Genomic DNA, 26126 nt, shown 5'->3' on the forward strand with positions numbered 1-26126 from the left:
CCACCTGCCATGCCCCTTCTTCCGCCACGGTGACCATGTTGCGATCCAGTCCTCTCGCCTGCCACCTCGTACGCCGTCGACTCACCGCGTAGCGGCAGCGGGCCGGGGGCAGAGCGTCAAGCCCGGCTTCGCGTGTACGTTCGCCGGTCGTCGTTCCTCGGTCACGTGTTGTCCTGCGGTCAGAGCCGGACTGCTGGGGTTGCCTGAATCGATGGCGTGCGAGGTGGTCCCCCACCTCGGGGGCCGGAGCGTCCTTGAGGGTTGAAGAGCCCCGGTTCCTGGCGAGTACTACTGGACGCCTCGGGAGCTGCGCCACAGCTTCGTCTCGCTGCTCTCCGGCTCCGGCGTCCCCTGGACGACATTGCCCCACCTGGTCGTCAACAGTGGCACCGCCGCCACCAAAGCCGTCCACCGTAAGCAGATTCGTGCTCGGAAAGCACTCATCAATGCGAAAGGGTGCCACTCTTTAGAGTGACACCCTCATCGACCAGCGAAAATCTGGTCGGGACGACAGGATTTGAACCTGCGACCCCTTGACCCCCAGAACGTTGCAGTTGGTGGTTCCCCAGCTCGGACGGCCTGTAGCTGATCATCGATCAGTGTGGCCACGTAGGGCGCGTTCGCCAGTGCGCAGAACGTGTGGTCCCCACATGGTCCCCAACTTCTACCGCAAATCTCGCCTGCGGCGTAGCGTCGCAGCATGGCACTTCGTCTTCGTCAGAAGCTCGCTCCTCAGCCGGCGAGCTGGTACAAGGACCAAGGCGGCACCGCTGCCCAGGGCGGATGCAGCGCGCATGGCACTCCACCGTGCAGTGAGCCCATCGTGGCCAGCCTCATGCTTGAGAGTGCGAACAGTGATGACATCCGATGGGCAGTGTGCCAGCGCGGCCTGGACCGCTTCGTCGATCACTAGTTAGATAGCAGCGCTGACTGCCGATCCCTGACTGTTTCTCGCCCTTCTTGCGAGGTATTGGCTCGTCACAGTGCGGAGGCCCGGATTCCTACCTGCCTGCTTACCAACGAAGCCAGGCGAATACCTGGTGGAGCGAAACACGCGGACGTCTTGAGCGAGAAACTCAGGGCAATCCGTGAGAGTCCACGATCGTTTGAGGGCGTTGTCATTCATAGGGGCACTCAGCTTGGGCTGTCTGGCCTTGCCGTAGCCATTCCTGTAAAGCGAGGTGTCGCTCTCTCGCCACCATGAGCTGCATGAAGCCGCTCTGAGCGCGCGAAGCCGGGAATCCGTGCGCGCTTAAGTCTAACTACTTCGTCGTAGCAAGCCGCTGCATAAACCAAGAGGATGGCCGATTAATGCCTCTACCGAGTCTCGTGACTTTCGGTAGATTCCTCTAGCTGTAGCTCGCGTTTGCGCTGTTCATCCTTTAGGATCTCAACATTACGTGCAAACAATGTGAGAGCAGTTTCTTCGTCCTCACCCTCGTATTCCCCTATCCGCAACTCGGCAGCTTTATAATGCTTCTTGATAGCGTCAGCCGTTTGCTGCTGCCCGAAGCTGCGTTCACGAAACTTGAAAAAGCCGGTCGCTCCTGCCGATATGCTGACTACTGCGCTGATCCCTGCAGCCAACCATCTAAACCAGGACTGCATGTCAGGGTTAGTGGCTGCGGCACCCGTTAGGCTAGTAGCAGTAACAGACCCAACAATGATAGCCCATTGGAAGATATTAGCCGTCCGTCGATTCCTATTGGCCCGACTCTCGAGGTCTTGAATGTCGTCTAAAGCTGACACTCTATAGATGCGCAGGGCGACCAATGGATTAGCTGCCTGCGCTGCTGCAAGATGTAGACGCTGAGCTTGAAGTTCGTGAATCTTGTAGCGAATCTCATCGATTTCAGGCCGGGCCTTGAGAAGGAAGATTGAGGCTGCAGCTGTAGAAACCAGTGCTGCGATGGTCCCTATAACGCTAAAAGCGCCACGATAGCTTGACCAAATTCCGACGAGCATTGCCCATCCAAGGAACCCGGCTGCTCCTATGCTTGCTAGAAGCCAAATCATGCGGAGGCGCTGAACTGTTCGTAGCCCTCGCAGGAGAGTTTGTCCTTGGTCCAAAGTTGTAGCGTTCTCTCGCTGCCGCGCTTCCAGTTCGCTGGTCATGACTGTCCTTCTAGGCCCACGATGATGGAGCTGCCCAAAGCCAGACCTTTATATTGATCAGTAGCGCTTTGGGTATACTGTCGGTTACCTCTCATATTCGGAGGAAGTTTTGGCTAATTGCAATAGCTAAAGGACTTACGCCTACGTAACTCTAGTACATTGCCACGGGCTTGATGACCACAGCCGGACCAATCACTGTGAGTGAGTCTGCGTCAATGTCCTGCCCTGGAAGCTCAGCGAACTTGCGTACAAGATTCTCGACGGGATCTTTGCTGAGGGCGCGACGTAGAGCACGGTTCATTCCTGGCAACAGGTATCTGTCCAACGACATAGACGATTGCTCACTGATCAAGCGATCGACTATGCCAAAAACGGTGAGCTCTCCATCGAGATCATCTATTGAAGCCCCATGCAACCCACTTGGATCACATATTAAGACGTAGCGGCGCTCATCGTCGCTTAGTGCTTCCAGATCGAAAACTATAGGGCTATCTCCCACCTGCTGCGGCGTCAGAAAAATCTCGGCTGATTGCGCACTCGTAAGTGTGTAGTTCGATGATCCTTGTGCAGCCTGAGCTACAAGAATGGGCATGAATCTTTGCACGAAGGAACCAATCAACGTGGCTGGCGACTGGCTTATCTGGCCTTCTATTTCGATAAGCGAACGCCGGGAGACTGGATCCTTTGGACTGGAGGTGAGATCAGTAAGATCACCATTGTCGATCAAGTAGTCAATAACGTCATTGACTAGACGCACAGGGCGTATTTCGGTTGAGTAGGTTTCTGTAACCTCTGCGGTTTTGTTGACATCTCGCTTGAGTTGGATAGCTTTATCTAGGCCAATTCCACTGGTTTTGTCTTCGGCGACTTTGCGGACTACTTCCTTTTGGATAGGTACATCTATGCCATGATAGTCGGCTAAATTCTTGAGCAGTTGCAAGTCCAGATAAAGTGGATTGCGAAACCCCATACTACTCCTCGCTTGCGCGCTTGTCCGTATCGCGACTTATGCGTTGCCACTCCCGTTCAACGCTGTTCCTAATGCGCACATGTGGCGACTTGTGCGCAGGCCAGCTTGCTACCCTAGGTTTAGAGGTGTGACTCAAGTTTAGGTCGAAGGTTGTCTGTTGGTAGCCGCTCTCTGAGACGTTAGCCGTAAGTTGTCGCCGACGCCATGGCGAAGTCGTGGTCATCTCCTCGTCGGGCAGGCGTAAAGCCATACCGGGCCGGACGTGTCAGGGCAAGCCGTCGTTCGCGTGTACATGTGGCCCGGTGACCTTCCTCGTGCGCTGGTTGTCCTGCCCGCACATGACGGCTTGCCCTGGCGCGGCTGGTCTGGTGTCCCTTGTGGTGGCCGGCGGGGAGATGACCGCGCAGGACCTCAGCCACTCCCCCTGATTCGCGCGGCCGGGCGCATCTCCGAGGAGGGCCGGGGTTTGGGGCGGAGCCCCAAGGTCTTCAGCCCTTCGCGCTTCTGCTTCCTCGTGCAGCTGGCCGTCGTCCGTCTCCGCCAGGCGCAGAGTCACGGTTGAGGCTTGAGGGCTGCTCGTCTTGGTCACGTCGATCGTTGGGCTGGGGCGTCGATACATGAAGAGGGCGCAGCGTCTGGCAACTCTTGCCGCCTGCTACCGGAGGTGCCGGCTTGCCGGCACGCGCGCCGCCGCGGCGGGACCGGCCGAAGAGCCGCAGCCCGCCGCGAGCGAGCGCGCAGGGCCAGGCGATGTGTCGTTGGGGTTCGCTGCGGCGGTGCGCTGCCGGCGCGGCATCAGGGTAGGGCGGCTCATCGCTGAAGCTGTTCTTTGAGAGGATCACGCCTCCCGCGACGGAGCCGGGGCCGGATGTGCTGCCTGGTTCTAGCCGGTGCCTTGACGCCGCTCTTCACGGCTTCTTCATGGAGACCTTCTCAGGCCCTATCCCAAAACTCGGGTGTGCCGTCCCCTACTGTCCCCAAGATCGCGCGGTTCCCGCCGCTGCGCGGCGGGCTTGAAACCGCAGGGAAACTTGTAACAGCCCGACCAGGGGTCACATGAGGCTGATCCCGTCGTGGTGCCGGATCGCTGGAGTGCCTTCGTACAGAGCGTCGAGGATGCGGATGGCGAACGCCTCGGTGACCATGTCGCGGATCTCAGGCTCGGATGCCCAGTGGAAGGCGGTGACTTCGTCGTTGGTGGCGAGTTGGCCACCCGCTACCTTGCAGCGGAACACGAGGGCCACGATGCCGCGAGGCATGTTCTTGTAGACGCCGGTGAGAGCTTCGGGCTTTATGATCAGGCCGGTCTCTTCCAGGACTTCACGGCGAACACCTTCCGGGATGGTCTCCTCGATCTCAAGGACGCCGCCCGGGGCTTGCCACTCGCCAGTGTCGGCCCTGCGAGTCAGCAGGGCTCGGCCGGCGTCATCGACAACGACGCCGGCAACGCTCACCGAATGCTTGGAATGGGTCATGCCTGCCCTTCGTCACGTCGTGCTCTGGCGGTACAGCAGTGTGTAGAGATGGCCGCCTTTCACCAGGACAGAAACTTCGACAGGGCGTTTGTCGTCGGAATAGATCACTCTGAACTGCCTCATCACCGGAACTCCCTCTGGAAGCTCCAGACCTTCAGCCTCTTCGACTGTGGGAGGGCGGCTCGACAGGAGATCCGTAAACTCACGTTGCGGGTAGCCAAGATCGGCTAGCACCTGAGGCGCCCCGCCTTTGATCTTCTTGGAGCCCGTCAGCGGTGTTCCTCCCACGAGACTCGACGGATAGTACGACCAGGAGAGCTCGACAGGGTCGCCATCGAGGAGAAGCAGGCGATGACGTAGGACAGCCTTGTCACCATCGTTCAGCTCAAGAGCTTGTGCCACGTCAGCGGGCGGGACGACTTCATCCACACGAAGAAGCTCATAGCTGTAGCCCCGTGGCGATGGTGCGAAGTAGGAAGACACTTCAACGACGGCCAGCTGCTTGGCACGGACGAAAACGCCTTTGCCGGGGCGCCCCTCCAGGAAGCCTTCGTCCTTCAACAGCGAAAGTGCACGTTGCACAGTGGCGTTAGCAGTCGCGTACTGACTCACAAGCTGTTGAGTGGATGGGAGTTGCTCGCCTGGGGAGAGTCTGCCGGCCATGATGTCCGCTCGGATGGCGGCGGCGATCTGCTGATGCTTCGGACGGGTGTCCTGATACTGAACCATGGGTCAGCCTCTCTGCTCAAAGTGAGAGCTTGTAACGAAGGTGGCGTCCGTGAGGGACCATGGTCAGCACACTGACCTCGATAGGCGTTCTGTCACGGGATAGCGACCGCCGAAAGAGAACAAGCACCCATTCGTGATCTCCAAGGCGGAGAAGTTCCCGCTCCTCCTCGGTGGCCGGTCGAGCAGAGACGTCTTCCTCGACGTGAACAAGTTCATGGCCCAGCTCAACGAGGAGCGTTGGCGCTCCTCCAGGGATCTTTCGCATGTCAGCGAGGCGGGTACCTCGAGCGATGGAAGCGGGATAGTACGAATCCGCCAGCTCGATGGGCTGCTCATCAAGGAGCACGGTTCGGCGTCTGACTACCGCCGGTTCGTCCTCGCGGAGGCCAAGGGCTGCTCCCACGCTCGCCGGCGGGTACAGCTCGACTACTTCGCGAAGGATGTTGCTACCAGTGTGGCCGTGTTGAGCCGCTTCCTCCGTCCAGGCGTCCGGTTGGCCTGACCTTCGAGGTCGCACGTACGGCAAGGAGACGCTGGTCCAAATGTCCTGGTCAGCCATGACCTACCACTCCTCACTGGCCCAACCTGGTGGGTCGCACCTAGCCACCTTACTGGCAAGGCGATAAGGACCGTTTTGCACCTACTCCCCGATGGACTCTAGCCAACGCCTTGCTGCCTTATCGAAAAGGCAGTATGGTTTCGCTAGAACCTCGAAGCTAGGGCTTACCGAGGAACAAGGTCAGAGGAGAAGACGTGCGCAACATTCCGGTGGACATCGCGTCGCTGTCGTTCACGGTCGCCGGTGAGGCTGAGCCGAAGATCGTGGACCGCGCGACGGGTGAGGTGAAGAAGGACGCGGAGGGGCGTGAGCTGTACACGCTGCCGCTGCTGCCCATGCCGAACGACGACCGGCGTAACCCGGTGATCACGGTGACGTTCCCGTCGGCAGACTTCCCGCAGATCGTGGTGGGCAGCAAGGTCCGACCGGTGGGTCTGACCTGCTTCTACTGGCAGATGAACGGGCGGTCCGGGATGGGGTTCCGCTGCGAGGCGATCCGGCCGGCGCCCGAGAAGGCGGCCTAGATGGGCGTCGCGGGGCGCGTCTACCTGGAGCGTGGGGAGCCGGTAACGGTTCTGATCGCCTGGGCGGGGCCCGGTCCACGCAACGTGCTGATCCGTCGCGCCTCTGGCGAGAAGGTGGTGCGGCCGTTTCGTGGCCTGCGCCGTCCTCCGCAGGGGCCTACGACGGAGCCCTTGTTTTGACCCTGTGGTCCCGGAGCGGCTGTCGGCTTGGCGGTCTCAAGCCGCTCCGGGGTCTCCGACCAGCAAGAAGAGGAAAGGAGACGGCTCTAGTATGGCCGACTTCGCGGTGTGGCTGGGGCTGGCGTTGCTGGCTGTCAGCTCAGGTCTGTGGGCGTGGCGGCGGTGGGCACCGACCTCGTTCTGGTACGTGACCGGGTTCCCGGTCAAGGTGCTCGTGGTGTACGGGACGTGGCGGGCGGTGGCCTCGGGCTGCGGTCTGTCCAGGCGTCGGCGTCGCTGGCGGTGGACGTTCCCCGGCTTTCCTGGTCTGGGGGGCTGAGGCGTGAAGCTCGCGGAGTTCTGGAAGCGGTTCAACGAGGAACTGGCGGAGCTGACGCCGGAGCAGGCTGACTGTGCACTGGCATGGCTGGCCGACCACGATGGCAGTGCGGTGCTGGACGCCGTCGCCTATGCCAAGGGGAGGTACCCCGGGTGAGAGGCCTGATGCTCACTCAGCAACGCCGGAGCCTTCGCCGGGTCGAGGTCGAACGGGCACCGCGTCTGGGAATGCTGCGACCGACGTCCACCGGCTTCCGGGTGACGATCCGGCTGCATGACGGGCAGACTCCCGACGATTACGAGCGAGTGCTGGACAAGCTGGCGCATGCCTGGCGGGTGCACAGTGTGCGCCTGGTCGGCTGGCGGCCGGGCAAGGTGACGCTCGCCGCCACGATGGTCGATCCGCTGGAGACGGTGGCCGGCGGGCATTCGCTGGCCGATGGGCTGTTGCGGGTGCGGGTGGGCCGGTTGGACTCCGGCGAGTGGTTCGTCATCGACTTCCGGAAGGTGCCGCACTGGCTGAACGTCGGGGCCACGCAGTCCGGTAAGTCGAACCTGGCCAACGCGCTGATCGCGGGGCTCGCACCGCAGCCGGTGGCGCTGGTCGGCTTCGACCTCAAGGGCGGGGTCGAGTTCACGCCGTACCAGAGACGGTTGTCGGCGCTGGCCACCCAGCGTGCCGAGTGCGCGCGGCTGCTGTCTGACCTGGTCGGGATCATCACGTCGCGGATGGCCTTGTGCCGGGAGTACCGGGTCAAGAACATCTGGCATCCGAGGTTGCCGGATGAGGTCCGGCCTGTGCCCATCGTCGTGCTGGTCGATGAGGTGGCCGAACTCTTCCTGATGGCCGATCCGAAGGCGGAGAAGGAAGAGGTCGCCGCGGTCGCCACCCGGCTACTGCGCATCGCCCAGCTGGGCCGTGCGTTCGGCATCTACCTGGTGGTGTGCGGGCAGCGGGTGGGCTCGGACCTGGGGCCGGGTGTGACGGCGCTGCGTGCGCAGCTGACCGGCCGGATCTGCCACATGGTCAACGACGACGAGACAGCCAAGATGTGCCTGGGTGACATGGACTCCCGGGCTGTGGCGGCGGCCCGGCAGATCTCGGCGGACCGGCCGGGCACGGCGGTGGTGCTGGGGGCGGACAGCCGCTGGCATCTGGAGCGCTCGGTGCACGTCACCGAGGAGCAAGCCGAAGCCGCGGCGGAAGCGCATGCGGAGCTGGCTCCGTCCTGGGCGCTGCTGACCGGCGGACCGGCGGTCGAGGTGGCCGACTCGGCGGAGCTGGAGCAGGCGGTGGAGGAGTTCACCGAGCCCGACTTCGAGGATCTACCGGCCTAGCCATCTGCCGGCACCTATCGGGCCAGGCGTGAGCCCTGATCACGCCACGTCCCTACCTGATCCATGCCTGATTCGGGAGATCAGCGTGAAGGCACCATCGAGTGCCGCGACGGCGGCACGGCAACGTGGCGCGGCCAAGTCCCGCGCGAAGTACGCCGAGCAAGCAGCGGGCCGCCGCGAAGACTACGCGGGGCTGCGCGAAGAGCAGGGCCACAGCATCGCCCAGGCTGCGGACCGCATCGGCGTGAGCCACCGGCAGGCCCAGCGCTGGGAAGCGCTCCGGCTCCAGGAACGCGAGGGCGGGCGATGAACCGGCTCCGGTCGATGGTGGCCGACTCCGCGCCGGTGACCGTCTTGGCGGTGATCGCGGCTGTCGGATCGTTCGATCACATCTCCAGCTTGGCGCGCAAGTACGGCCAGGACGGCTGGCGGGCCTGGGCGGTGGCGGTCTGCATCGACCTGCTGTGTGTGATGGCCGCGCGGGAGATCCAGCGGGACAAGCGGACGGGCCGGCCTCGCCGCGGACCGCTGTCGTGGCCCGCGCTGGTGCTGTCCGGCGGGATCGTGCTGACTCTGGCGGCCAACCTCGCGGAAGCGCCGCAGAGTGCCTGGGGCTGGATCCTGGCCGCGACTCCGGCCGGAGCGTTCCTCATCGCCATGTCGATGCTGGAGCGGCGGGCGAGCCATGCCGAGCCTGCCCCGTTGGCGACGCGCACGGTACCGGCGTATGAGGCGCCTGCGGCAGAAGACGAGCCTGCTGAGCGGGTTCATGCGACCCGGGTTGATGAGCACGAGCAATTGACCGCTGCGCCTGAGGAGCAGACGCAACCGCAGCTCGAACACGCTCCTTCGTCGTCTGCGCCTGCGGATGAGGGCGGACCTGTGCCGGCGCCTGCGCTGCTGGGCTACGCGCGCCGCCTGGCCGCCGAGTACGAGACCGCTCACGGCAGGCCCATCCCCGCTGAGGTGCTGCGCACCCGCATGAACATCGCCCCCGAACTGGCCGCCGGTCTGGTGGATCACCTGGGCCTGGGCGGCGACTGAGACGCAACTCCGGACCGACATCACGACACGAGGAGACCCGCTGATGATGACCACCGACTCCACCGTCCGCGCCGAGTTCATCGCCGGACTGCGTGCGCTGGCACGATTCCTGGCCGACAACCCCAAGGTGCCCGTGCCGAGCCTTGGCGAGGCGGTCAGCGTCCACGCCAGTGGCACCGACCGGGAGAAGTGCGCGGCCGTGGACCGCGTCGCCGAGCTGATCGGCGTACCGGCCAGCGGCGGCACGCACTACCTGACCGAGCGCCACTTCGGCCCGATCACCTACCGCGCTGTCGCGGTCACTGAGCAGGCCCTGAACGAGTACGGCGCGGCCGTGAGCTACCTCGGGGCGGTGACGAACGCGTGAACGCCTACTCCTCGGAGCCAGGCCGGCAGTTGCCTGGCGTGGTCGTCTGGCTCGCCATCGCAGGCGTGGCGCTGGTCGCTCTGGGTCTGTCCGGCGGCTTCGGCGCTGAGAAGGCTCCGGCCGCCCCGGCGCCCGCAGTGCCGGCCGTGAGGCCGACGAGTAGCAGCACGCCGCCGCCGATCACCTGCGAGCAGGACCTGTGCTGGTGGACCGATCTCGGCAAGCCCGAGGGCTGGTGACCGAGGTGTCCGAGCAACTCGCCCTGTGGGCCTATCGGTGCTGCACCTGCAACGGCTCCGGCCTCGATGGCGACGGGCTGACCTGCCGGGACTGCACCGGCACGGGCATCGACAACCACACCGACGACTGACCGGCAGAAGGGAGGTGACAGCCGTGGACTACGACCGCCGGGTGGAGCAGCTCTGCGAGCAGGGCTACAGCCTCACCCAGGCGCACCGGCAGGCCTTCGCTGAGGCGCGAGCCGCCTTGCAGGCCCGTGAAGAAGCCATGTTCGACGAGACCGAGCGGGACCGCTAGCGATCCCCGAAGGCGAACGTGCACACCGAAGCCAGCTTCGACGCAAGCAGACAACGAACATCCCTCCAGGGCCGATCCTCCGCCAAGATTCCCGGCCCTGGAGGCTCCACGAAGGAGAACTCCACGATGGCAGCAAAGACGCGGATCTTCCACCCCGGCAAGCCGGGCATCTGGCCCGGTGGCGAGCCACAGGCCGTACGCGACGCCTATGACGAGCAGCTCGCCCAGCAAGAGGCCGAGCGCACCGAGCGCGAGCAGACTCGGAGGTCGCGCTCATGAGAAGCCGGATGACCGAGCAGCAGCTGGCCGCGCTCAAGGCCAGCACCCAGAGCGCCAACGAGCTGAACAAGCTGGCCCAAGCCGCCAACGGCCACGGCGTCACCGCCGTCGAGCGGCGCAAGGCGCAAGCCGAACTGGAGGCCACGGTCGGCACGAGGAAGGCCAAGCGCCTGCGTGAGGACGCCCTGCGACAGGCCGGCGCCCGCGCCAAGGGCCTGGGGCGCTGGTTCGGATGAGCAGGAAACAGCCGCCACCCCGGCCCGCACAGCGGTGCTCGATCTGCCACGGCTACCTCTACGTCCGGACCCGAACCTGCCCCAAATGCGATCGCTGAAGGGAGGCCCACCACCGTGTCACTACCGACTGGCGTCAACGACCAGCAGGTGTCCTGTCCCGACTGCCGCCACCGAACCCGGCTCGCGCGCTTTGAAGCGCTGCTGGTAGGCGAGGGCGGGCTCCAGGTCGGCTGTCCGAACTGCCGCTACTCCTTCTGGGTCGCTTTCCACTGATCGCGATGCCTGAGGTTGCGGGTGCTCGCTCAGCCTGCCCGATCAGGGCTGGGCGGGTGTCCGGAACGTCATGGCTCCGAGATCACGAAGGAGACGTCGCCATGAAGGAAACGATCAGATACCGAACTGCTGGCGGCAACACCGTCACCTGGAAGAAGCTCCCATACGACCCCAAGTGGCCGTACAGATCCGGAAGGTACGAGTGCGGCGGCTGCGGCGAAGCAACCTCAGGGCACTACACCGACGCCGACAAGCACGCCCAGAACTGCCGGGCACTGTGAGGCCAGGCGCCGAGCCAAGTGGCTCGACAGCGGAGCCGAACTGATGGCCATTCGCTATCGCGTCGAAGTCGTCGAGACGTATGCAGGCGGCGCTGATCGCCCATGGAGCGTGACGCGCCGCGTGCTCGACCATCAGCCCGGCGGCCTATGCCAGAGGCCGCTCGTGGTTCGCGGTCCCGGCCGGCAACGGCGCATCTCGTGCGGTCGCCGTCTGCCCTTTGGCCAGCAGTGCGCGGCCTGCCGTCCGCAGATCACGATCGTCAAGGTAAGGAGGATCACCCTGTGAGCGATGCGGGGGCGCTCGCCGAACTCGCCGGGTCAGCCGTCCGCGACCTGGCCCGGTACTCGAGCACCAACCTGACTCGCTGGCTGGACCAGGTCCACCGGCTGCACGGCTGTGCCGAACCCGTGCGGCTGGTCGGCGAGAGCATCACCCTGGATGCCGCCTCGGGCGAGGTTCTGAACCACTACCGCACGGACACTGAGCCGCACGGTCAGCTCCTCATCCGGTGCGGGAACCGGCGCGCCTCCCGCTGCCCGTCCTGCTCAGAGCTGTATCGCCGGGACACCTACCACCTGATCCGGGCAGGTCTCCTCGGCGGCACGAAGGGCGTGCCCAGCACTGTCCGTACGCACCCAAAGGTGTTCGCCACCCTCACCGCGCCGTCGTTCGGGCCGGTACACCGGGGACCGGACAAGGACGGCATCGCCCCGGTCTGCCACCCACGCCGTTCCGGCCCGGTCTGCTTCGAGCGCCATCAAGCCGGCGACTCCCGGATCGGCCAGCCGCTCGACCCGGACACCTACGACTACGTCGGCCACGTGCTGTGGAACGCCCACGCGGGCGACCTGTGGCGACGCTTCACCGTCTACCTGCGGCGCCACCTGGCGGCCTCGGCAGGCATGACCCAGCGCGCCTTCAACGAAGCGGTGCGAGTGTCCTTCGCCAAGGTCGCCGAGTACCAGGCCCGCGGCGTCGTGCACTTCCACGCCGTGATCCGGCTCGACGGCCGAACCACCGACCCGGCCGACGTCGAGATGCCACCCGAGTGGGCCACCGTGCAGCTGCTCGACAGCGCCATCCGCTCGGCCGCCGCAGCCGTCAAGCTGGAGGCACCTCAGCTTGGGCAACCCACCGAGCACCTCGTGTGGGGCCGCCAGGTCGACGTCAAGCCGATCCACGGCAGCGACCTCGACGGCGAACTGTCCGAACAAGCCGTGGCCGGCTACATCGCCAAGTACGCCACCAAAGCCGCCGAAGCCTCAGGCACCCTCGATCGCCGCATCCGGGACCACGACCTGACCCACCTCCAGGAACGCGGCGCCACACCGCACGCCGCCCGGCTGATCCGCACCGCGTGGCGACTGGGCCATCCCCAGAGCCATCCGGAGCTGACCGGGCTGCGGCTGCGCAAGTGGGCCCACATGCTCGGCTTCCGCGGCCACTTCTCCACTCGATCGAGGGCCTACTCGACCACTCTTGGTGCCATCCGCCAGGAACGCACCGACTACCGGCACGACCAGCTGCGCGTGGCCGGCCTGCTGCCTGAGACCGACGCCAGCACGCTCGTGCTCGCCCATTGGACGTTCGCCGGTCAGGGCTACAGCCCCGGCGAATCCCTGCTCATCGACTCACTCGACCCACCGAAGGAGGTCGTCCCATGACTCATGCGCCAACTGATCAAGGTCCTGATCTGCTCGGGTCCGGCTGGTACACGACCGAGGAACTGGCCACGCTCATGAAGGTCGATCCCTCGACGGTCCGGCGGTGGCGGACGCAGCAGCCCGTACAGGGGCCGCCTTTCGTGCGGGTGTCGGGGCGGACGACGCTGTACAGCGTGGATGACGTGCGCGCGTGGCTCCAGAGCCGCCGGACTGACCCTGGCGCGTCGTGATGGCGTCTGGGGTGGTGCTTCCGGTCGGTATCACGCTGGCATCCGATGTCGAGCATCGGCCGGACCGGAGAATGCCGTACCGAGCCCGTGTGCGGTGGATCGATCCCGTCTCCAAGAGACGGCTGTCGAAGTCGGAGTCCGTGGCCACCCCGGAAGCGGCGGCCGCGTGGATCGAGGCGATGGAGAAGGCCGCTCGTGGCGGGGTTGATCCACTCGCGGCGACATCGGCTCTTAGCGAGTATGGCGACCGCGTGATGGAGCTGGCCGTGCGCGGCCTGGAGGCTAAGACGCTCGATCCGTACTTGGCCGGCTGGCGTAAGCGGGTGGTTCCTACGCTCGGGCATCTGCCTGTACGACTGATCACCAATGGTGCCGTCGATCGCGCCGTTCATGGCTGGATCGCTGACGAGTGCAGCCGGTCGACCATCAAGAACAGTCTGGCGATCCTGGTCCGGGTGATGGAGCAGGCGGTACGGGACGGAATCATCGATCGCAATCCTGCCCGGGTGACCGGCTGGCAGCGTGAGTTCCAGCGTGCGGAGGACGAACTGGACGATCCGCGGTCGCTCGCGCTGCCGAGTTGGCAGGCGTTGGTGGGGCTGGCCGAGGCGTTGGTGGCGCGGTCGGCCGACCAGTTCGCCGGCTGGGGTGACGTGGTGGTGTTCGCGGCGTGCACGGCGGCTCGGATCGGTGAGGTGTCCGGCGTGCGGGTGCGCGACATCGACACCGACACGTGGGTGTGGACAGTCCGGCGGCAGACGACTCCGAGCCCCGGAGGGCTGGCCGACAAGGGGACTAAAGGCAAGCGTGCGCGCAAGGTGCCACTGATCGGAAAGGTCCAGGACCTGGTTTCGGCGCGACTGACGGCCGTAGGCTCTGATCCGGATGCGCGGCTGTTCACCGGGCCGCGGGGCGGGCGCATCACCACGGCGGTGCTGCGTGATGCGACGCATTGGGACGAGGTCGTGACGAGGCTTGGCTACGAGCACTTCCGGCGCCACGACCTTCGGCACACCGGGTTGACCTGGATGGCCGACGCGGGCGTTCCTGTGCACGTCCTGAGGAAGATCGCCGGTCATGGCTCGCTGAGCACGACGCAGCGGTATCTGCACCCCGATTTGCGCTCCATCACCGATGCCGGCGACGCGCTGAGCGCGCACCTCGGAGACGAGCGGTCCCCAAGTGGTCCCCACCTGCGTGCCGTCTGAGGATCGGCGAGCACTACGTAGAAAAGCGGAAAGGCCCGTTGTCCTGGACTGATGCCAGGCTAACGGGCCTTTTACAACCAGTCGGGACGACAGGATTTGAACCTGCGACCCCTTGACCCCCAGTCAAGTGCGCTACCAAGCTGCGCTACGTCCCGGTTGTGTCGGCCGCCCCCTGCGGGGCGGGACGTCATAACCTTAGCGCACATCAGAGGTGCGCGCGTACACGGAAAAGCGGGAGCGGAGGCGGCCAGTGGGGCGGAGGCCGAGCATCGATCGGGATGAGCTGGCCAGGCTCGTCGCTCAAGGGCGGAGCGTGCAGGAGCTGGCGGCGCACTTCGGGGTGAGCGAATCGGGGGTGTTGCAGGCCAAGCGGGCCGCGGGGCTGGCCAAGCCGATGCTCGACCACAGTGCCGCCCTGCCGTGGAAGCTCGCCAGGACGCACTCCCAGTCGGGGCCCGCCACGAACCTGCGTAACCTGTCGGCCGCGGCGCAGGGCAAGCCGCCGGCGGCCGAGCGGCTGAACACGGCGCTGCGGTGGGCTCAGCGGCTCGTGGACGCGGGCCTGGACGTGCGCTACGACCCCGCGGAAGGGTTCAGCGAGGTGCCGGCCTCCCCAGGGGGCTCACATGTCGCAGCCGTGCTGGAGGCGGCGAGGAAAGCACTCGACGCTCACTGAGGCTCGCGTTTCGACATACCTGTTCGAGGGCAGTCGCTGGTCTCATCGAAGAGACCGGAGGCGAGAACATGACCACCTCTGTATGGGTGGCCGTCGTCGTGGTCGTGGTGGTGGCGCTCGCCGCAGTGGGCTGGTTCATGCTGCAGCAGCAGAAGCGCCGCTCCCACCTCCGCGAACGCTTCGGCCCGGAGTACGAACGCATAGTCTCCGAGCACGACAACCGCCGGGAGGCGGAGCAGGAGCTGCTCGACCGTGAGCAGCGCCACGCCGAGCTGGACATCAGGCCCCTGTCGGACGAGTCCCGCGACGCGTACGCGAGCCGCTGGATCGAGGTCCAGGAGCGCTTCGTGGACGCGCCCGGCTTCGCGGTGACGGAGGCGGACCAGCTCGTGACGGCCGTCATGGCCGAGCGGGGCTACCCCACCGAGGACTTCGAGCAGCGCCTGTCCGACCTGTCGGTCGGGCACGCGGCGACGCTCGACCACTACAGGACGGCTCATGAGATCAGCGGGCGCGCGGCCAGGAAGGAGGCCTCCACCGAGGACCTCCGGCAGGCCATGGTGCACTACCGCGCGCTGTTCGAGGAGCTCCTCCACGAGACCACCCGAGGACGGTGAGCACGATATGAGCAGCAGCGACGAGCTCAAGGTGCCGTCGCAGCCCGGCAGAACGTACGACCACGCCGGAAACGACACCCCGCATAACACCCCGAACGACCGTGAGCACGACTACAGGGACGGCGAGCGCGACGGCCTCGCAGACGATCTGCGTGACGACCCCAGGGACGACCTCAAGGACGACCCCAAGGACGACGTCGCGCACCGGGAGCCCGTCGAGGACGTGATCGTCAGCGACGAGCCCGTCCGCGACGGCGAGTACGCCCGCGACGGCGACGAGCTGGCCGCGTCCGAGGCCGGGACCGACCGCATCTCCCCGTACGACGACGACCCCCACGACGGCACGGCCATCCCCGGCACCGGCGTCGCGGCGACCCCCGCGGCTCCCGCGGCGACCGGCCGTGACCCGTACGCGGACCAGGCGCCGGCGCACGCGGCCCCCGACGACATCGTCCTGTTCGACCAGGACCCCACCCAGGTGCAGGCCCGCTGGCGCGACCTGCAGGCGTCGTTCGTGGACGACCCCGGTGAGGCGGTGCGGCGCGCGGACGGGCTGGTCGGCGAGGTGGTGGAGTCGCTCACCAGCAGCCTGACGAGCCGTACGGAGGCGCTGCGCGGCCGCTGGAAGGACGCCGGCGAGGCGGAGACCGAGCAGTTGCGGCTGGCGCTGCGCGACTACCGCAACGTCCTGGAGCGCCTGCTGGCGCTCAGCGGCTCGCAGGACCACGGCGCGCCGCACGCTCAGGGGATCTCGCAGGACCACGGCGTCCAGCACGCCCAGGGGATCTCGCAGGACCACGGCGTCCAGCATGCTCAGGGAATGAGGTGACGTGGCATGCTCGCGATCATCGCAGCGATCATCTTTGGTCTAGGGTTCCTGCTCGACCTGGTGGGCGCGTCGATCCCCGGCGGCTTCTCCGGGATGACGTTCGTCCTGCTGGGGCTGACGCTGCTGGCGCTGCACCAGGCGGGCGTCGGCACGGCCGGCATCCGTACGGGCAACGGCGGCTGGCGCAGCAGGGCCCGCCGCTAGAACGAAGTGAAGGGGCCCGGCGAGCCGGGCCCCTTCGCCATACGCGTTGGACGCGGATGTCAGCTTTTGCCGGGAAAGCGCATGATGACCGTGCTGCCCTCGCCGCCGACCTGCAAGGTCAGGTCGGAGGAGAGCAGGCGAGCCACCCACAGCCCCATGCCGCCGACGGAGCCGGGCATCGGCCCCGGTTTCCACGAGCCGTTGTCGTGCACCTCGACGACGAGGTCGCCGTCAGAGGTCCACGTCCGCAGGAACGCGTGGTCGTGCCCGTGGGTGACGGCGTTGGTGGCGACCTCGTTGACGGCGATGACGAAGTCGCCGATGGCGTCCTCCGGCATGCCGGAGGCCCGCGCCTCCTCCTCGGCGTACTGCCGCACGCGCGGCAGGTCCGGCAGGCGGAACCGCAGGCCTTTCACGGGCGCGCCGGGTGGCGGGCCCTTGTGGCCCGACTGAGGCTCCACGTCCTCGTTCACCCGGTGACCGCCCTCGTCAGGAGACCAGCTCGGCACGCAGCTGGTCGAGAACCTTGCGCAGGATGCGTGAGACGTGCATCTGCGAGATGCCGAACTCGGCCGCGATCTCGGCCTGCGTCATGTTGCCGAAGAAGCGCAACAGCAGGATGTGCTTCTCGCGGGAGGGCAGGGCGTCGATGAGCGGCTTGACGGCCTCCCTGTCGACCATGGTGCTCAGCGTGTCGTCGTCCTCGGGGATGACGTCGCCGAGCGAGGCGGCGTCGTCGTCCGTGCCGAGCGGCGCGTCGAGCGAGAGCGTGCTGTACGCGGCCGAGGCGTCGAGCGTCAGCAGGACGTCCTCCTCCGTGATGTTCATCTTGGCGGCGAGCTCCGCAACGGTCGGGGACCTGCCGAGGTCCTGGCTCAGGTCGGCCACGAGCCGGTTGAGCTCCGAGCGGCGCTCCTGGTAGAGGCGGGGCACCCGGATCGCCCAGGTGCGGTCGCGGAAGTGCCGCTTGACCTCGCCGGTCATCGTGACGACCGCGTAGCCCCTGAACGCGTGTCCGAGGGTCGGGTCGAAGCCGTTGACGGCTTTCATCAGGCCAACATACGCGGCCTGGAGGAGATCCTCCAATGGCTCGCCGCGGTAGCGGTAGCGTCGCGCGATCTCCATGGCGAGCGGCCTGTGCATCTCGACGATGCGCTCGCGCAGGCGTTCCCTGTGGCTGTCGGGCGTCTCTTCCCTGACCATTTCGGCCAGGAGTTCTTCCGCGGTCATCTCCTCGAGGACGTATTCCTGCACAGCCATCGCTGCTCCCTATATGGATCGCAGGCGGCCTCGCAAGGAAAAAAGCCCATGCAGAGGCACGCCTCGTCTGTTCTCGAGACAGAAGCCCTCTGCTGGACCTCGGATCCAGTGTCCCCCATCGGGCTGGAAGTATTCCTCGATCGCGTGGTGACAGTAGGGTTGCTTCGTGACAATGCCGGAGAACGGCGGGGAGCCCGTGGCGGCCCTCAGCCTGACGTCGTCGACCGTGGACGGGATCACCGTGGTGCGGGTCGACGGGGTGCTCGACGCCACGACACGCGCCCAGTTCGCCGACTATCTAGCCATGGCGGGCGACGACCTGATCCTCGACCTCGCCGGGGTGACGTTCATGGACTCGCGCGCGCTCGGGCTGATCGTGCATCACTGGCAGACCAGCCTCACGGCGGGCACCAAGTTCGCGCTCATCGGGGTGGAGTACACCAAGTCGAAGGTGATGTGGATCACAGGTCTGGCGCAGCGGCTGCCGATTTACGACACGCTCGCTGACGCGGTCGCCGCGATCAAGTGAGCCGTGTGCAGTGAGCGGCGTCCAGTGGCGGCGTCCAGTGAGCCGCGTCCGGTGAGCCGCGTCCAGTGAGGGTCAGCCGCGTTTCGACGACTTGCGCTGGTGCTCCTCGACCAGGAGCCTGGCCAGGTCGGCCACCTTCACCTGGTGGTGCTGGGAGATGCGGCGCAGCTCCTCGAACGCGGCCTCGGCGCTGCACCCGCTGGTCTGCATGATGATGCCCTTGGCCTGGTCGATCAGCGAGCGTCCTGCCAGGGCCTCCTGCAGCTGGGCGGCGTCGGTGCGCACCTCCTCGAACTCCCACATGTTGGCCATCGCCACGCCGACCTGCTCGGTCAGCATGTCGGCGAGCGACACCGCGCCCTGGGGCGAGAACGCGCCAGGGCGTACCGAGTAGAGGCCGACGACCAGCAGCGCGGGCGGCACCTCGATGGGCACCGTGAGCACGGAGCGCACGCCGGAGCGGGTGGCCAGCGCGTCGTAGCGCGGCCAGCGGGTCTCCTTGAGCACGTCGGTCACGGTGGCGCGGCCGCCGCTCTGCCTGGCCTCGATGGACGGGCCCTCGCCCAGCTCACGTTCGCCCTCGACGAGCAGGATCAGCTCCCTGTGGGAGCCGGAGACCAGCACCCGGTGGTCGCGCCAGTGCTCGGCCGAGGCTCCCGAGCAGCCGGGCACTCCTGCCGCCAGCGCCGCCGTCAGTCCTCTGAGCACGCTCTCCGTCGAGGTGTCCTCGCCCAGGCGGCCCAGTGCGGCGAGGTCGCGCGCGAGTCCGGGGGTGATCATCGCGGTCGATTCCATAGCAACAAGCATCTACCCCTTATGGCTAGCATTATCCCGGGTGGCGTAGCGTTCAGACCATGACCATGCCGGACCTCGAACACGCGCTAGACGCGCTGGCCGGGCGCGTCTCCTCGCTGCGCGAAGCGAGGGCCGCCTACCCCAAGGACCTCGCGCCCACACTCGACGCGGCGCTGGCCGAGCTCGACACGGCCGCGGAACTCCTGGCGGAGGCCCGGGAGGAGCTGCGCAAGGCCCCCAGGCGTCCTGGCGGCAAGAAGGACGGCGGGCAGCGGGAGCTGAAGCTGCTGCGCCAGGTGTTCAGGGCCTTCCCCGTGCCCGTCATCGTGCTCGACGGCGGCGGCGTGGTCAGGCGGATCAACCCCGAGACCTCCCGCATGCTGGGCAGCCCCGACGGCTATCTCGTGGGCCGCTCGTTCCCGCTGCTGGTGGACGTGTCGCGGCGGGCGGCGTTCCGCTCGCATCTGACGGCGGTGCTGCAGACGGGCCAGCCGTCGGCGTTCGAGACGCGCCTCGCGCACCAGGGCCGCACCCACACCGTGCAGCTCGCGCTGACCCGGCTGACCATGCCGGGCGAGCCGCAGCAGATGATCGCGGCGGTGGCGCTGCCGACGGAGGTGCAGCTGCCCGAGCCGGGCGCGCGGCGGCCGGAGCAGGCCGACGGCGCGCTGCTGCTGGCCGCGGCGCGGCGGCAGGACCTGCTGGCCAGGATGGCCAGGCTGCTGCTCGAAGAGGACGCGCTGATGCGTCCTGGCGCGCTGCAGCGGGCCACGCGGCTGCTGGCGGCCGAGTGGGCCGACTGGGTGATCGCCGACCTGATGCGCGACGGCCTGCCGCACCGCGCGGCCGTCATGGCGCCGAAGAACCATCCGCTGGGCGACCTGGTCAGGCAGGTGGAGTCGGCCGATCCGGCGGGCAGCATGGTCGTGATGCAGGTGCTCGACCGCCGCTCCGGCGTGGTGCAGGAGATGGTGGACGACGAGAGCGTGCTCGGGTTCTGCGCGGAGGGGCCACTGCTGACCGTGATGGGCGCGGGCTCGCTGCTGTCGGTGCCGATCGGGCACGGCGACGGCGTGCTGACGCTCGTGCGGGCGCACGACCGGCCGCCGTTCGGCCTGGCCGACCTGGCCGTCATGCAGGAGGTGGGGCTGCAGCTCGGCCTGGCCCTGCGCGCCCAGGTGAGCTTCCAGAGCCGGTCGCGGGCCGCCGACGCGCTGTCGGCCAGCGTGGCCCCGCGCAACCTGCCCGACGTGCCCGGCTACGAGGCGGCGGCGGTCTACCACCCCGGCTCGTCGGTGGGCGCCGAGTTCTACGACGTGTTCCCGGTGTCGGGCGGCTGGGGGTTCGCGCTGGGCGGCGCGGCCGGCAAGAGCGAGGAGGCGGCCTCGGTCAGCGCGATGGTGCGCGGCGGCCTGCGGGTGCTCAGCGCCTGGGAGCCCGATCCCGACCTGGTCATGCGCAAGGTGAACGAGGCGCTGGTCGCGCAGGGCACCGGCATGTTCGTGATGGCGGTGGCGGGCTTCGTGAAGGGCCGCGAGATCCGGCTGTCGTCGGCGGGCCACCATCCCGCCGCCCTGTTGCAGCCCGACGGGGCGGTGCGGTTCGGGGCGGGAGGTGGCGTGCCGCTGGGCATCTCCGCCGAGGCGGAGACCGAGGTCCAGACGCTGACGGTGGCCGTCGGCGAGACGCTGGTGCTCTACTCCGAGGGGCTGGTCTCCTCGCGGAACGAGCGGGGCGAGCCGTACGGCGAGGAGCGGCTGGCCGACGTGCTGGGCCGGTGCGCGGGGCAGGCGCCGTCGACCGTGGTCAAGGCGGTGGAGGCCGACCGGCACGCGTTCTCGGGCGGCCAGGTCTGGGATGAGATCGTGGTTTTCGCCCTGCGCGGTGTCTGATCTGCGGGGGTTTGCGATCGGCGGAAATCTGGGTATCGTCTGAGAAGTAGAACGACGTGCCTAAGACGCAGGCACACCTTTGAGGCTGCTTTTTCCACGCTGAGGTGTGCCATGAATATCGCGATCGTCGCTTCTTCCAACGGTAACCAGCGCCACCGCATTCTCTCCGTCGCACGAGAGCTGGGGCGCGAGCACCACGTCACCATCTACTCCCGACGTGACAACGCCGAAGGCAAGCCCAAGACGCGGGTGGCCCCGGGTGTCACTCTGGAGCACATCGACGTGGGGCCCGCCAAGGAGCTGGCCGCCGACGAGGTGTCCCCTTACCTCAGTGAGGTGGGCGCCCACCTCGGCAAGCGATGGACGCAGGATCGCCCCGACGTGATCCACGCCTACTCGTGGACCGGCGGGCTGGTCGCCGTCGCCGGCGCCGAAGGTCTCGGAGTGCCGGTCACGCAGACGTTCCACCGGGTGGACGCCGGCCACAAGGACCTGGAGCGGGCGCTCGGGCGCCGGGCCAACGCGGTCATCGCGGGCTCGGGCGACGAGGAGTCCGCCCTCATCAGGCTGGGCGTGCCGCGCGGGAACATCGCGGTGGTGCCGTACGGCGTCGACACCGAGCGCTTCCAGCGCCGGGGCGCGGTCGCCACGCGCGGCACCCGCAAGCGCCTGCTGCACGTCGGCCCGCTGTCGATCGACCGCGGCGCCCACACCATCGTCAGGGCGCTGCCCGGCCTCGGCGACGTGGAGCTCGTCATCGCCGGCGGCCCGGAGCCCGAGGAGCTCGACCAGGACCGCGACGCGCGCCGCCTGCGCGCCCTGGCGGAGCAGCTCGGCGTGGCCGACCGGGTGACGCTGCTCGGCCAGGTGAAGCGGACCGCAGTACCGAAGCTGATGCGCAGCGCGGACGCCGTCGTGTCGGTGCCGCGCGAGGCCGTGACCGGGATCGTCGCGCTGGAGGCCATGGCCTGCGGCGTGCCGGTGATCGCCTCGGCCGTCGGCGCGCACCTCGACTCCATCGTGGACGGCGTCACCGGGCTGCTGGTGCCGCCGGACCGTCCCGCCCGCACCGCGCGGCTGGCCCGCGAGCTGCTGTACGACCCCACCCTGCGCACCGCGCTCGGCTACGCGGGCGCCGACCGGGCCCGCTCGCGCTACTCCTGGGAGCGGGTGAGCCAGGAGCTCGTCCGCGTCTACGAGTCCTGCGCCTGATTCCCCATCACGCGACCCCGGCAGGTGGCCTCGGCCACCTGCCGTCTCCCTGTCCGGGGGTCAACCGCCGATGAGATGAGCGGCCTTGAGCGCCAGGTGCACCGCCAGGCGGTCGTCGCCGTCCGACAGGTCGCGATGGGTGAGCCGCTCGGCCTTGGCCAGCCGGTAGTAGAGGGTCTGGCGGTGCACCCCCAGCTCGGCGGCGGTCTTCTGGACGTGGCCGCCCCGGTCGAGATAGACCTCCACCGTCTGGGCCAGCTCCGCGTCCAGCCCCGCCGTCTCCGCCGCCAGCTCGCGCAGGTCGGCCTGGCTGAGCCTGGCCAGCAGACGGTGCACGCCGAGGTCCTCCCAGCGGGCGATCGGGGCGTGGCGCGGGAAGTGCTCGGCGATGCGCAGCGCCTGGCGGGCCTCGCGCCAGCTCAGCCACGCCTCCCCCGGGTCGTCGCGGGGCGCGCCGACGCCGGCCGCGGTGCCGTACGCGCTCTGCACCGTCCGCGCCACCTCCCCCGCCAGGTGCGCGGGGGCGAGCAGGGCGACCGGCGAGCCGGTACGTGCCAGCACGCCGCGCGGCAGCGTCCACAGGGCCGCCACGCGCTCCTGCGACTCGCGTACGGCGATGGCCGCCACCGGCCCGCTCACCTCCAGCGAGACGGACGCGCGCTCCTCGGGATCGGCGGAGAGCAGGGCGCGCAGCCCGTGCCCGAGGTCCTGCCTGCTGCGCGCCTCCTGGGCCAGCGCGGCGGCGGCCCGCGCGACCAGCGGCGCGGCCGAGCGCAGCCGCTCGTCGGTCAGCTCGCCCGAGTCGAGCAGCCACAGGTAGCCGTAGGTGACGTCGGCGTGCCGCAGCGGCCAGCACACCCGGGCCAGGACCTTCAGCTCGGCGTCCGCCGGGATCCTGACCGGCCCGCTCGCGCGGGCGATGCCGTAGCGCTCGAAGTAGTCGCGCACCTCTCCCGTGGCGCGCCTGCGCAGGATCGACTCCTGGCGGACCGTGTCAATGTCGCCGTGCTGGGCGCCATAGGCGAGCAGCCGGAACGAGCGGTCCTCCAGCGTCGCGGACGCGCCCAGCCGGGCGGCGATCTCGTCGACGATCTCTTGCAGGTCAGCCGAGTTGTGCATTTGTACGACAGCCTCCCACACCGGGCGTTACGCGCGTCGATGGCCCCCTCTGAGCTGGCTTTTTACACTTGAAGCATGCTGGGTCAACTGCTGCTCGCCGCTTCGCGGAGCGGGCTCGTCCGCCGTTCCGTGTCAGGCTTCCCGCTCACCAAGAGGGTCGTGGAGCGGTTCGTCGCGGGCGAGAGCGTTGAGCAGGCGCGTGACGCCATCGAACGGCTACGCGACGCCAAGCTCGCCGTGACCGTCGACCACCTGGGCGAGGAGACGCTCGACGCGCGGGCCGCCGAGGCTGTCGCCGACGCGTACATCACGCTGCTGCAGGCCGTCCGGCCGCTCGGGCTCGGCTCGCGGGGTGAGGTGTCGGTCAAGCTGTCGGCGGTCGGGCAGCGGCTCGACGAGTCGATGGCGCTGGAGCACGCCCGCGAGATCTGCGCCGCCGCCGCGGCCAACGACTCCACCGTGACGCTCGACATGGAGGACCACACCACGGTCGACTCCACGCTGACGATCCTGCGCAAGCTGCGCGAGGACTATCCGGGCACCGGGGTGGCGATCCAGGCGTACCTGTTCAGGAGCGAGCAGGACTGCCGGGACCTGGCTTCGGAGGGCTCCCGCGTACGGCTGGTCAAGGGCGCCTACCGCGAGCCCGCCTCCGTCGCCCACCAGGGCAGGACCCCCGTGGACAAGGCGTACGTGCGATGCCTGCGGATCCTCATGGCGGGGAAGGGTTACCCCATGGTGGCGACGCACGACGATCGCATGATCGCGATCACGGAGCTGCTCGCCGACCGGTTCGGGCGGACGATCGGCGACCACGAGTTCCAGATGCTCTACGGAATCAGGACCGACCTGCAGGAGTCCCTGGCGGGAGCGGGTCACACGGTCCGCGTCTACGTCCCCTACGGCGACGACTGGTACGGCTACTTCATGCGCCGCCTGGCCGAGCGCCCCGCCAACGTCGCCTTCTTCCTTCGTGCCCTTGGGGGTAAGTAAATGGATGCCATCAGCAACGTCCCCGTGCCCGCGAACGAGCGCGTCTACGGCTACGCGCCCGGCAGCGCCGAGCGGGCCGCGCTGGAGGACCGCATCAAGGAGCTGGCCGGTTCGCAGGCCGACCTGACCATGACCATCGGCGGCGAGCAGCGCCTCGGCGGCGGCGCGCCCATCGACGTGGTCCAGCCGCACAACCATGGCTCCGTCCTGGGCCGTACCAATGACGCTACGGCCCAGGACGTGAAGGACGCCATCGACGCCGCGCTGGCGGCGGCGCCGTCGTGGCGGGCCCTGTCGTTCGACGAGCGGGCGGCGATCTTCCTGCGGGCGGCCGACCTGCTGTCCGGGCCGTGGCGGGCGACGCTGAACGCGGCGACCGTGCTCGGGCAGTCGAAGTCGGTGCAGCAGGCGGAGATCGACGCGGCCTGCGAGCTGATCGACTTCCTGCGGTTCAACGTCTCGTTCGCCCGGCAGATCTACGCCGACCAGCCGATCTCGTCGCCCGGCGTGTGGAACAGGATGGAGTACCGGCCCCTTGAGGGGTTCGTGCTGGCGATCACGCCGTTCAACTTCACCGCCATCGCCGGAAATCTGCCGACTTCTGCGGCTTTGATGGGCAATGTCGTCGTCTGGAAGCCGTCGCCCACCCAGCAGTTCGCCGCGCACTTCACGATGCGGCTGCTGGAGGCCGCCGGGCTGCCTCCCGGCGTGATCAACCTGATCACCGGCAACGGGCAGGCCGTCTCCGAGGTGGCGCTGACCCACCCCGCGCTGGCCGGCATCCACTTCACCGGCTCCACCGCGACGTTCCAGCACCTGTGGCGCACCGTCGGCGAGAACATCGCCGGCTACCACGGCTACCCGCGCCTCGTCGGCGAGACCGGCGGCAAGGACTTCGTGCTCGCGCACCCCTCCGCCGACCCCGCCGTGCTCTCGACCGCGCTGATCAGGGGCGCCTTCGAGTACCAGGGGCAGAAGTGCTCGGCGGCGTCGCGGGCGTACGTGCCGCGCTCGGTCTGGAACCGCATGCGTGACGACTTCGTCGCCACCGCCGAGTCCCTCACCGTGGGCGACGTGGCGGGCGACCTGTCGACGTTCATGGGCGCGGTCATCGACGCGCGGGCCTTCGCCAAGCACAAGGAGGCCATCGACCGGGCGCGGGCGGCCTCGAACATCGACGTGCTCACCGGCTCGTACGACGACTCCACCGGCTACTTCGTCAAGCCGACCGTCCTGGAATGCGCCGACCCGGCCGACGAGATCTTCGTCAAGGAGTACTTCGGGCCGATCCTCGGCGTGCACGTCTACGACGACGGCGACTACGACAGGGTGCTCGACCAGATGGAGGGCATCGCCCCGTACGCGCTGACCGGGTCGATCGTGGCCGAGGACCGCTACGCGATCGCCGCCGCCTCCGAGCGGCTGCGCTTCGCGGCCGGCAACTTCTACGTCAACGACAAGCCGACCGGCGCCGTCGTGGGCCAGCAGCCGTTCGGCGGCGGGCGGGCCTCCGGCACCAACGACAAGGCGGGCTCGATCTTCAACCTGACGCGGTGGGTGAGCGCCCGCGCGATCAAGGAGACGTTCGTGCCGCCGACCGACCACCGTTACCCGCACATGGGCTGACCTCTCCACAGCCCGTCGCCGCCGAGAGCCTCCCGGTCCTGCCCCG

At 67.7% G+C, this 26126-nt stretch carries 35 protein-coding genes and 1 tRNA gene; 26 read left to right on the forward strand and 10 right to left on the reverse strand.

From position 1 onward, the window contains the following. Positions 1-1317 precede the first annotated feature (1317 nt). The 5 genes from ACFFR3_RS13660 to ACFFR3_RS13680 form a co-directional block, all read right to left on the reverse strand. Positions 1318-2115 carry a DUF4231 domain-containing protein gene (locus tag ACFFR3_RS13660; RefSeq protein ID WP_379483219.1) on the reverse strand — a complete coding sequence of 266 codons (798 nt, stop codon included), beginning with the start codon at positions 2113-2115 and terminating at the stop codon, positions 1318-1320. Positions 2116-2266: 151 nt separating this feature from the next. After that, the gene (locus ACFFR3_RS13665; RefSeq protein ID WP_379483220.1) at positions 2267-3085 is read right to left on the reverse strand and encodes a DUF6414 family protein; all 819 of its coding nucleotides are present in this window, start codon (positions 3083-3085) and stop codon (positions 2267-2269) included. A gap of 1052 nt (positions 3086-4137) precedes the next feature. Then, complete coding sequence (locus ACFFR3_RS13670) at positions 4138-4560, reverse strand: NUDIX hydrolase (protein WP_345401818.1); 423 nt, start codon at positions 4558-4560, stop codon at positions 4138-4140. Positions 4561-4572: 12 nt separating this feature from the next. Continuing rightward, entirely contained in the window at positions 4573-5289 is a 717-nt protein-coding gene (locus ACFFR3_RS13675; RefSeq protein ID WP_345401814.1) for a GntR family transcriptional regulator, read from the reverse strand. Between the two features lie 16 nt (positions 5290-5305). After that, a complete protein-coding gene (locus tag ACFFR3_RS13680) occupies positions 5306-5848 on the reverse strand; it encodes a GntR family transcriptional regulator (RefSeq protein WP_345401811.1) in 543 nt (180 codons plus the stop codon). Between the two features lie 194 nt (positions 5849-6042). Between ACFFR3_RS13680 and ACFFR3_RS13685 the strand changes: the two genes are divergently transcribed. The 17 genes from ACFFR3_RS13685 to ACFFR3_RS13765 all read left to right on the forward strand — a co-directional run bounded on the left by ACFFR3_RS13685 (position 6043) and on the right by ACFFR3_RS13765 (position 14328). After that, positions 6043-6372, forward strand: coding sequence for an SCO3933 family regulatory protein (locus ACFFR3_RS13685; protein WP_345401808.1), 330 nt, complete (start codon positions 6043-6045; stop codon positions 6370-6372). 271 nt (positions 6373-6643) lie between these two features. Then, entirely contained in the window at positions 6644-6871 is a 228-nt protein-coding gene (locus tag ACFFR3_RS13690; RefSeq protein ID WP_345401805.1) for a hypothetical protein, read from the forward strand. Positions 6872-6874: 3 nt separating this feature from the next. Beyond that, positions 6875-7027 carry a hypothetical protein gene (locus ACFFR3_RS13695; RefSeq protein WP_345401802.1) on the forward strand — a complete coding sequence of 51 codons (153 nt, stop codon included), beginning with the start codon at positions 6875-6877 and terminating at the stop codon, positions 7025-7027. An 8-nt stretch (positions 7028-7035) separates the two neighbouring features. Continuing rightward, positions 7036-8208, forward strand: coding sequence for an FtsK/SpoIIIE domain-containing protein (locus ACFFR3_RS13700; protein WP_345401799.1), 1173 nt, complete (start codon positions 7036-7038; stop codon positions 8206-8208). An 85-nt stretch (positions 8209-8293) separates the two neighbouring features. Beyond that, positions 8294-8518: a helix-turn-helix domain-containing protein gene (locus ACFFR3_RS13705; protein ID WP_345401796.1), complete on the forward strand. Its 225-nt coding sequence runs from the start codon at positions 8294-8296 to the stop codon at positions 8516-8518. Beyond that, complete coding sequence (locus ACFFR3_RS13710) at positions 8515-9252, forward strand: DUF2637 domain-containing protein (protein WP_379483221.1); 738 nt, start codon at positions 8515-8517, stop codon at positions 9250-9252. The genes ACFFR3_RS13705 and ACFFR3_RS13710 overlap by 4 nt, the downstream gene beginning before the upstream one ends. A gap of 43 nt (positions 9253-9295) precedes the next feature. Continuing rightward, positions 9296-9619: a hypothetical protein gene (locus tag ACFFR3_RS13715; RefSeq protein ID WP_345401790.1), complete on the forward strand. Its 324-nt coding sequence runs from the start codon at positions 9296-9298 to the stop codon at positions 9617-9619. Beyond that, the gene (locus ACFFR3_RS13720; RefSeq protein ID WP_345401787.1) at positions 9616-9858 is read left to right on the forward strand and encodes a hypothetical protein; all 243 of its coding nucleotides are present in this window, start codon (positions 9616-9618) and stop codon (positions 9856-9858) included. Before ACFFR3_RS13715 ends, ACFFR3_RS13720 begins: the two co-directional genes overlap by 4 nt. A 5-nt stretch (positions 9859-9863) precedes the next feature. Continuing rightward, the gene (locus tag ACFFR3_RS13725) at positions 9864-9989 is read left to right on the forward strand and encodes a hypothetical protein (protein ID WP_345401784.1); all 126 of its coding nucleotides are present in this window, start codon (positions 9864-9866) and stop codon (positions 9987-9989) included. 23 nt (positions 9990-10012) lie between these two features. Then, complete coding sequence (locus ACFFR3_RS13730) at positions 10013-10156, forward strand: hypothetical protein (protein ID WP_345401781.1); 144 nt, start codon at positions 10013-10015, stop codon at positions 10154-10156. A gap of 126 nt (positions 10157-10282) precedes the next feature. Continuing rightward, on the forward strand, positions 10283-10435 hold the full coding sequence (locus ACFFR3_RS13735; protein WP_345401778.1) for a hypothetical protein: 153 nt from the start codon (positions 10283-10285) through the stop codon (positions 10433-10435). A gap of 8 nt (positions 10436-10443) precedes the next feature. Further along, positions 10444-10671: a hypothetical protein gene (locus ACFFR3_RS13740; RefSeq protein ID WP_379483222.1), complete on the forward strand. Its 228-nt coding sequence runs from the start codon at positions 10444-10446 to the stop codon at positions 10669-10671. Between the two features lie 374 nt (positions 10672-11045). Further along, a complete protein-coding gene (locus ACFFR3_RS13745) occupies positions 11046-11225 on the forward strand; it encodes a hypothetical protein (RefSeq protein WP_345401772.1) in 180 nt (59 codons plus the stop codon). 43 nt (positions 11226-11268) lie between these two features. Further along, positions 11269-11511, forward strand: coding sequence for a hypothetical protein (locus ACFFR3_RS13750; protein WP_345401769.1), 243 nt, complete (start codon positions 11269-11271; stop codon positions 11509-11511). Further along, a complete protein-coding gene (locus ACFFR3_RS13755) occupies positions 11508-12890 on the forward strand; it encodes a replication initiator (protein ID WP_345401766.1) in 1383 nt (460 codons plus the stop codon). Before ACFFR3_RS13750 ends, ACFFR3_RS13755 begins: the two co-directional genes overlap by 4 nt. Next, positions 12887-13120 carry a helix-turn-helix domain-containing protein gene (locus ACFFR3_RS13760; RefSeq protein ID WP_345401763.1) on the forward strand — a complete coding sequence of 78 codons (234 nt, stop codon included), beginning with the start codon at positions 12887-12889 and terminating at the stop codon, positions 13118-13120. Before ACFFR3_RS13755 ends, ACFFR3_RS13760 begins: the two co-directional genes overlap by 4 nt. Before the next feature lie 89 nt (positions 13121-13209). Beyond that, on the forward strand, positions 13210-14328 hold the full coding sequence (locus ACFFR3_RS13765; RefSeq protein ID WP_379483223.1) for a tyrosine-type recombinase/integrase: 1119 nt from the start codon (positions 13210-13212) through the stop codon (positions 14326-14328). A gap of 81 nt (positions 14329-14409) precedes the next feature. Here the strand turns inward: ACFFR3_RS13765 and ACFFR3_RS13770 are convergent. Next, positions 14410-14483 (reverse strand) — tRNA-Pro (locus ACFFR3_RS13770). Positions 14484-14578: 95 nt separating this feature from the next. Between ACFFR3_RS13770 and ACFFR3_RS13775 the strand changes: the two genes are divergently transcribed. The 4 genes from ACFFR3_RS13775 (at position 14579) to ACFFR3_RS13790 (ending at position 16654) form a co-directional block, all read left to right on the forward strand. Beyond that, a complete protein-coding gene (locus ACFFR3_RS13775) occupies positions 14579-15004 on the forward strand; it encodes a hypothetical protein (protein WP_364366378.1) in 426 nt (141 codons plus the stop codon). A gap of 68 nt (positions 15005-15072) precedes the next feature. Further along, entirely contained in the window at positions 15073-15621 is a 549-nt protein-coding gene (locus tag ACFFR3_RS13780) for a hypothetical protein (RefSeq protein ID WP_345401757.1), read from the forward strand. A 7-nt stretch (positions 15622-15628) separates the two neighbouring features. Continuing rightward, positions 15629-16450 carry a hypothetical protein gene (locus tag ACFFR3_RS13785; protein WP_379483224.1) on the forward strand — a complete coding sequence of 274 codons (822 nt, stop codon included), beginning with the start codon at positions 15629-15631 and terminating at the stop codon, positions 16448-16450. A 6-nt stretch (positions 16451-16456) separates the two neighbouring features. Further along, on the forward strand, positions 16457-16654 hold the full coding sequence (locus tag ACFFR3_RS13790; RefSeq protein ID WP_355421584.1) for a hypothetical protein: 198 nt from the start codon (positions 16457-16459) through the stop codon (positions 16652-16654). A gap of 59 nt (positions 16655-16713) precedes the next feature. Here ACFFR3_RS13790 and ACFFR3_RS13795 read toward each other — a convergent pair whose 3' ends face one another. Then, entirely contained in the window at positions 16714-17127 is a 414-nt protein-coding gene (locus tag ACFFR3_RS13795; protein WP_345401748.1) for an ATP-binding protein, read from the reverse strand. Between the two features lie 16 nt (positions 17128-17143). Then, positions 17144-17914, reverse strand: a complete 771-nt coding sequence (locus ACFFR3_RS13800) for a SigB/SigF/SigG family RNA polymerase sigma factor (RefSeq protein WP_345401745.1) — start codon at positions 17912-17914, stop codon at positions 17144-17146. 172 nt (positions 17915-18086) lie between these two features. Between ACFFR3_RS13800 and ACFFR3_RS13805 the strand changes: the two genes are divergently transcribed. Then, positions 18087-18443, forward strand: coding sequence for an STAS domain-containing protein (locus ACFFR3_RS13805; protein ID WP_345409712.1), 357 nt, complete (start codon positions 18087-18089; stop codon positions 18441-18443). A gap of 72 nt (positions 18444-18515) precedes the next feature. Here the strand turns inward: ACFFR3_RS13805 and ACFFR3_RS13810 are convergent, their stop codons facing one another. Then, positions 18516-19238: an ANTAR domain-containing protein gene (locus ACFFR3_RS13810; RefSeq protein WP_364366371.1), complete on the reverse strand. Its 723-nt coding sequence runs from the start codon at positions 19236-19238 to the stop codon at positions 18516-18518. Positions 19239-19297: 59 nt separating this feature from the next. On the opposite strand from ACFFR3_RS13810, the gene ACFFR3_RS13815 reads away from it, so the two are divergent. Both ACFFR3_RS13815 and ACFFR3_RS13820 read left to right on the forward strand, forming a co-directional pair. Beyond that, positions 19298-21130, forward strand: a complete 1833-nt coding sequence (locus ACFFR3_RS13815) for a SpoIIE family protein phosphatase (protein WP_364366368.1) — start codon at positions 19298-19300, stop codon at positions 21128-21130. Between the two features lie 111 nt (positions 21131-21241). Continuing rightward, positions 21242-22342: a glycosyltransferase gene (locus ACFFR3_RS13820; protein WP_345401739.1), complete on the forward strand. Its 1101-nt coding sequence runs from the start codon at positions 21242-21244 to the stop codon at positions 22340-22342. A gap of 60 nt (positions 22343-22402) precedes the next feature. Here the strand turns inward: ACFFR3_RS13820 and ACFFR3_RS13825 are convergent, their stop codons facing one another. Then, positions 22403-23461: a PucR family transcriptional regulator gene (locus ACFFR3_RS13825; protein ID WP_345401736.1), complete on the reverse strand. Its 1059-nt coding sequence runs from the start codon at positions 23459-23461 to the stop codon at positions 22403-22405. Positions 23462-23536: 75 nt separating this feature from the next. Here ACFFR3_RS13825 and ACFFR3_RS13830 point away from each other — a divergent pair, with 75 nt between their 5' ends. Together ACFFR3_RS13830 and pruA are read left to right on the forward strand one after the other, a co-directional pair. Next, positions 23537-24454: a proline dehydrogenase family protein gene (locus tag ACFFR3_RS13830; RefSeq protein ID WP_379483225.1), complete on the forward strand. Its 918-nt coding sequence runs from the start codon at positions 23537-23539 to the stop codon at positions 24452-24454. Then, the gene (gene pruA / locus ACFFR3_RS13835; RefSeq protein ID WP_345401731.1) at positions 24455-26080 is read left to right on the forward strand and encodes an L-glutamate gamma-semialdehyde dehydrogenase; all 1626 of its coding nucleotides are present in this window, start codon (positions 24455-24457) and stop codon (positions 26078-26080) included. Positions 26081-26126: the final 46 nt, after the last annotated feature.

This window comes from Nonomuraea salmonea, from assembly GCF_042428605.1.
Taxonomy (GTDB): Bacteria; Actinomycetota; Actinomycetes; order Streptosporangiales; family Streptosporangiaceae; genus Nonomuraea; species Nonomuraea salmonea.

Coding starts and splice junctions, on each gene's coding strand:
- ACFFR3_RS13745 (WP_345401772.1), top strand. CDS start 11,046: ATGAAGGAAACGATCAGATACCGAACTGCTGGCGGCAACACCGTCACC.
- ACFFR3_RS13735 (WP_345401778.1), top strand. CDS start 10,283: ATGGCAGCAAAGACGCGGATCTTCCACCCCGGCAAGCCGGGCATCTGG.
- ACFFR3_RS13750 (WP_345401769.1), top strand. CDS start 11,269: ATGGCCATTCGCTATCGCGTCGAAGTCGTCGAGACGTATGCAGGCGGC.
- ACFFR3_RS13670 (WP_345401818.1), bottom strand. CDS start 4,560: ATGACCCATTCCAAGCATTCGGTGAGCGTTGCCGGCGTCGTTGTCGAT.
- ACFFR3_RS13780 (WP_345401757.1), top strand. CDS start 15,073: ATGACCACCTCTGTATGGGTGGCCGTCGTCGTGGTCGTGGTGGTGGCG.
- ACFFR3_RS13825 (WP_345401736.1), bottom strand. CDS start 23,461: ATGCACAACTCGGCTGACCTGCAAGAGATCGTCGACGAGATCGCCGCC.
- ACFFR3_RS13660 (WP_379483219.1), bottom strand. CDS start 2,115: ATGACCAGCGAACTGGAAGCGCGGCAGCGAGAGAACGCTACAACTTTG.
- ACFFR3_RS13740 (WP_379483222.1), top strand. CDS start 10,444: ATGACCGAGCAGCAGCTGGCCGCGCTCAAGGCCAGCACCCAGAGCGCC.
- ACFFR3_RS13790 (WP_355421584.1), top strand. CDS start 16,457: ATGCTCGCGATCATCGCAGCGATCATCTTTGGTCTAGGGTTCCTGCTC.
- ACFFR3_RS13665 (WP_379483220.1), bottom strand. CDS start 3,085: ATGGGGTTTCGCAATCCACTTTATCTGGACTTGCAACTGCTCAAGAAT.
- ACFFR3_RS13805 (WP_345409712.1), top strand. CDS start 18,087: ATGCCGGAGAACGGCGGGGAGCCCGTGGCGGCCCTCAGCCTGACGTCG.
- ACFFR3_RS13715 (WP_345401790.1), top strand. CDS start 9,296: ATGATGACCACCGACTCCACCGTCCGCGCCGAGTTCATCGCCGGACTG.
- ACFFR3_RS13710 (WP_379483221.1), top strand. CDS start 8,515: ATGAACCGGCTCCGGTCGATGGTGGCCGACTCCGCGCCGGTGACCGTC.
- pruA (WP_345401731.1), top strand. CDS start 24,455: ATGGATGCCATCAGCAACGTCCCCGTGCCCGCGAACGAGCGCGTCTAC.
- ACFFR3_RS13700 (WP_345401799.1), top strand. CDS start 7,036: ATGCTCACTCAGCAACGCCGGAGCCTTCGCCGGGTCGAGGTCGAACGG.
- ACFFR3_RS13820 (WP_345401739.1), top strand. CDS start 21,242: ATGAATATCGCGATCGTCGCTTCTTCCAACGGTAACCAGCGCCACCGC.
- ACFFR3_RS13815 (WP_364366368.1), top strand. CDS start 19,298: ATGACCATGCCGGACCTCGAACACGCGCTAGACGCGCTGGCCGGGCGC.
- ACFFR3_RS13760 (WP_345401763.1), top strand. CDS start 12,887: ATGACTCATGCGCCAACTGATCAAGGTCCTGATCTGCTCGGGTCCGGC.
- ACFFR3_RS13830 (WP_379483225.1), top strand. CDS start 23,537: ATGCTGGGTCAACTGCTGCTCGCCGCTTCGCGGAGCGGGCTCGTCCGC.
- ACFFR3_RS13675 (WP_345401814.1), bottom strand. CDS start 5,289: ATGGTTCAGTATCAGGACACCCGTCCGAAGCATCAGCAGATCGCCGCC.
- ACFFR3_RS13810 (WP_364366371.1), bottom strand. CDS start 19,238: ATGGAATCGACCGCGATGATCACCCCCGGACTCGCGCGCGACCTCGCC.
- ACFFR3_RS13785 (WP_379483224.1), top strand. CDS start 15,629: ATGAGCAGCAGCGACGAGCTCAAGGTGCCGTCGCAGCCCGGCAGAACG.
- ACFFR3_RS13690 (WP_345401805.1), top strand. CDS start 6,644: ATGGCCGACTTCGCGGTGTGGCTGGGGCTGGCGTTGCTGGCTGTCAGC.
- ACFFR3_RS13800 (WP_345401745.1), bottom strand. CDS start 17,914: ATGGCTGTGCAGGAATACGTCCTCGAGGAGATGACCGCGGAAGAACTC.
- ACFFR3_RS13680 (WP_345401811.1), bottom strand. CDS start 5,848: ATGGCTGACCAGGACATTTGGACCAGCGTCTCCTTGCCGTACGTGCGA.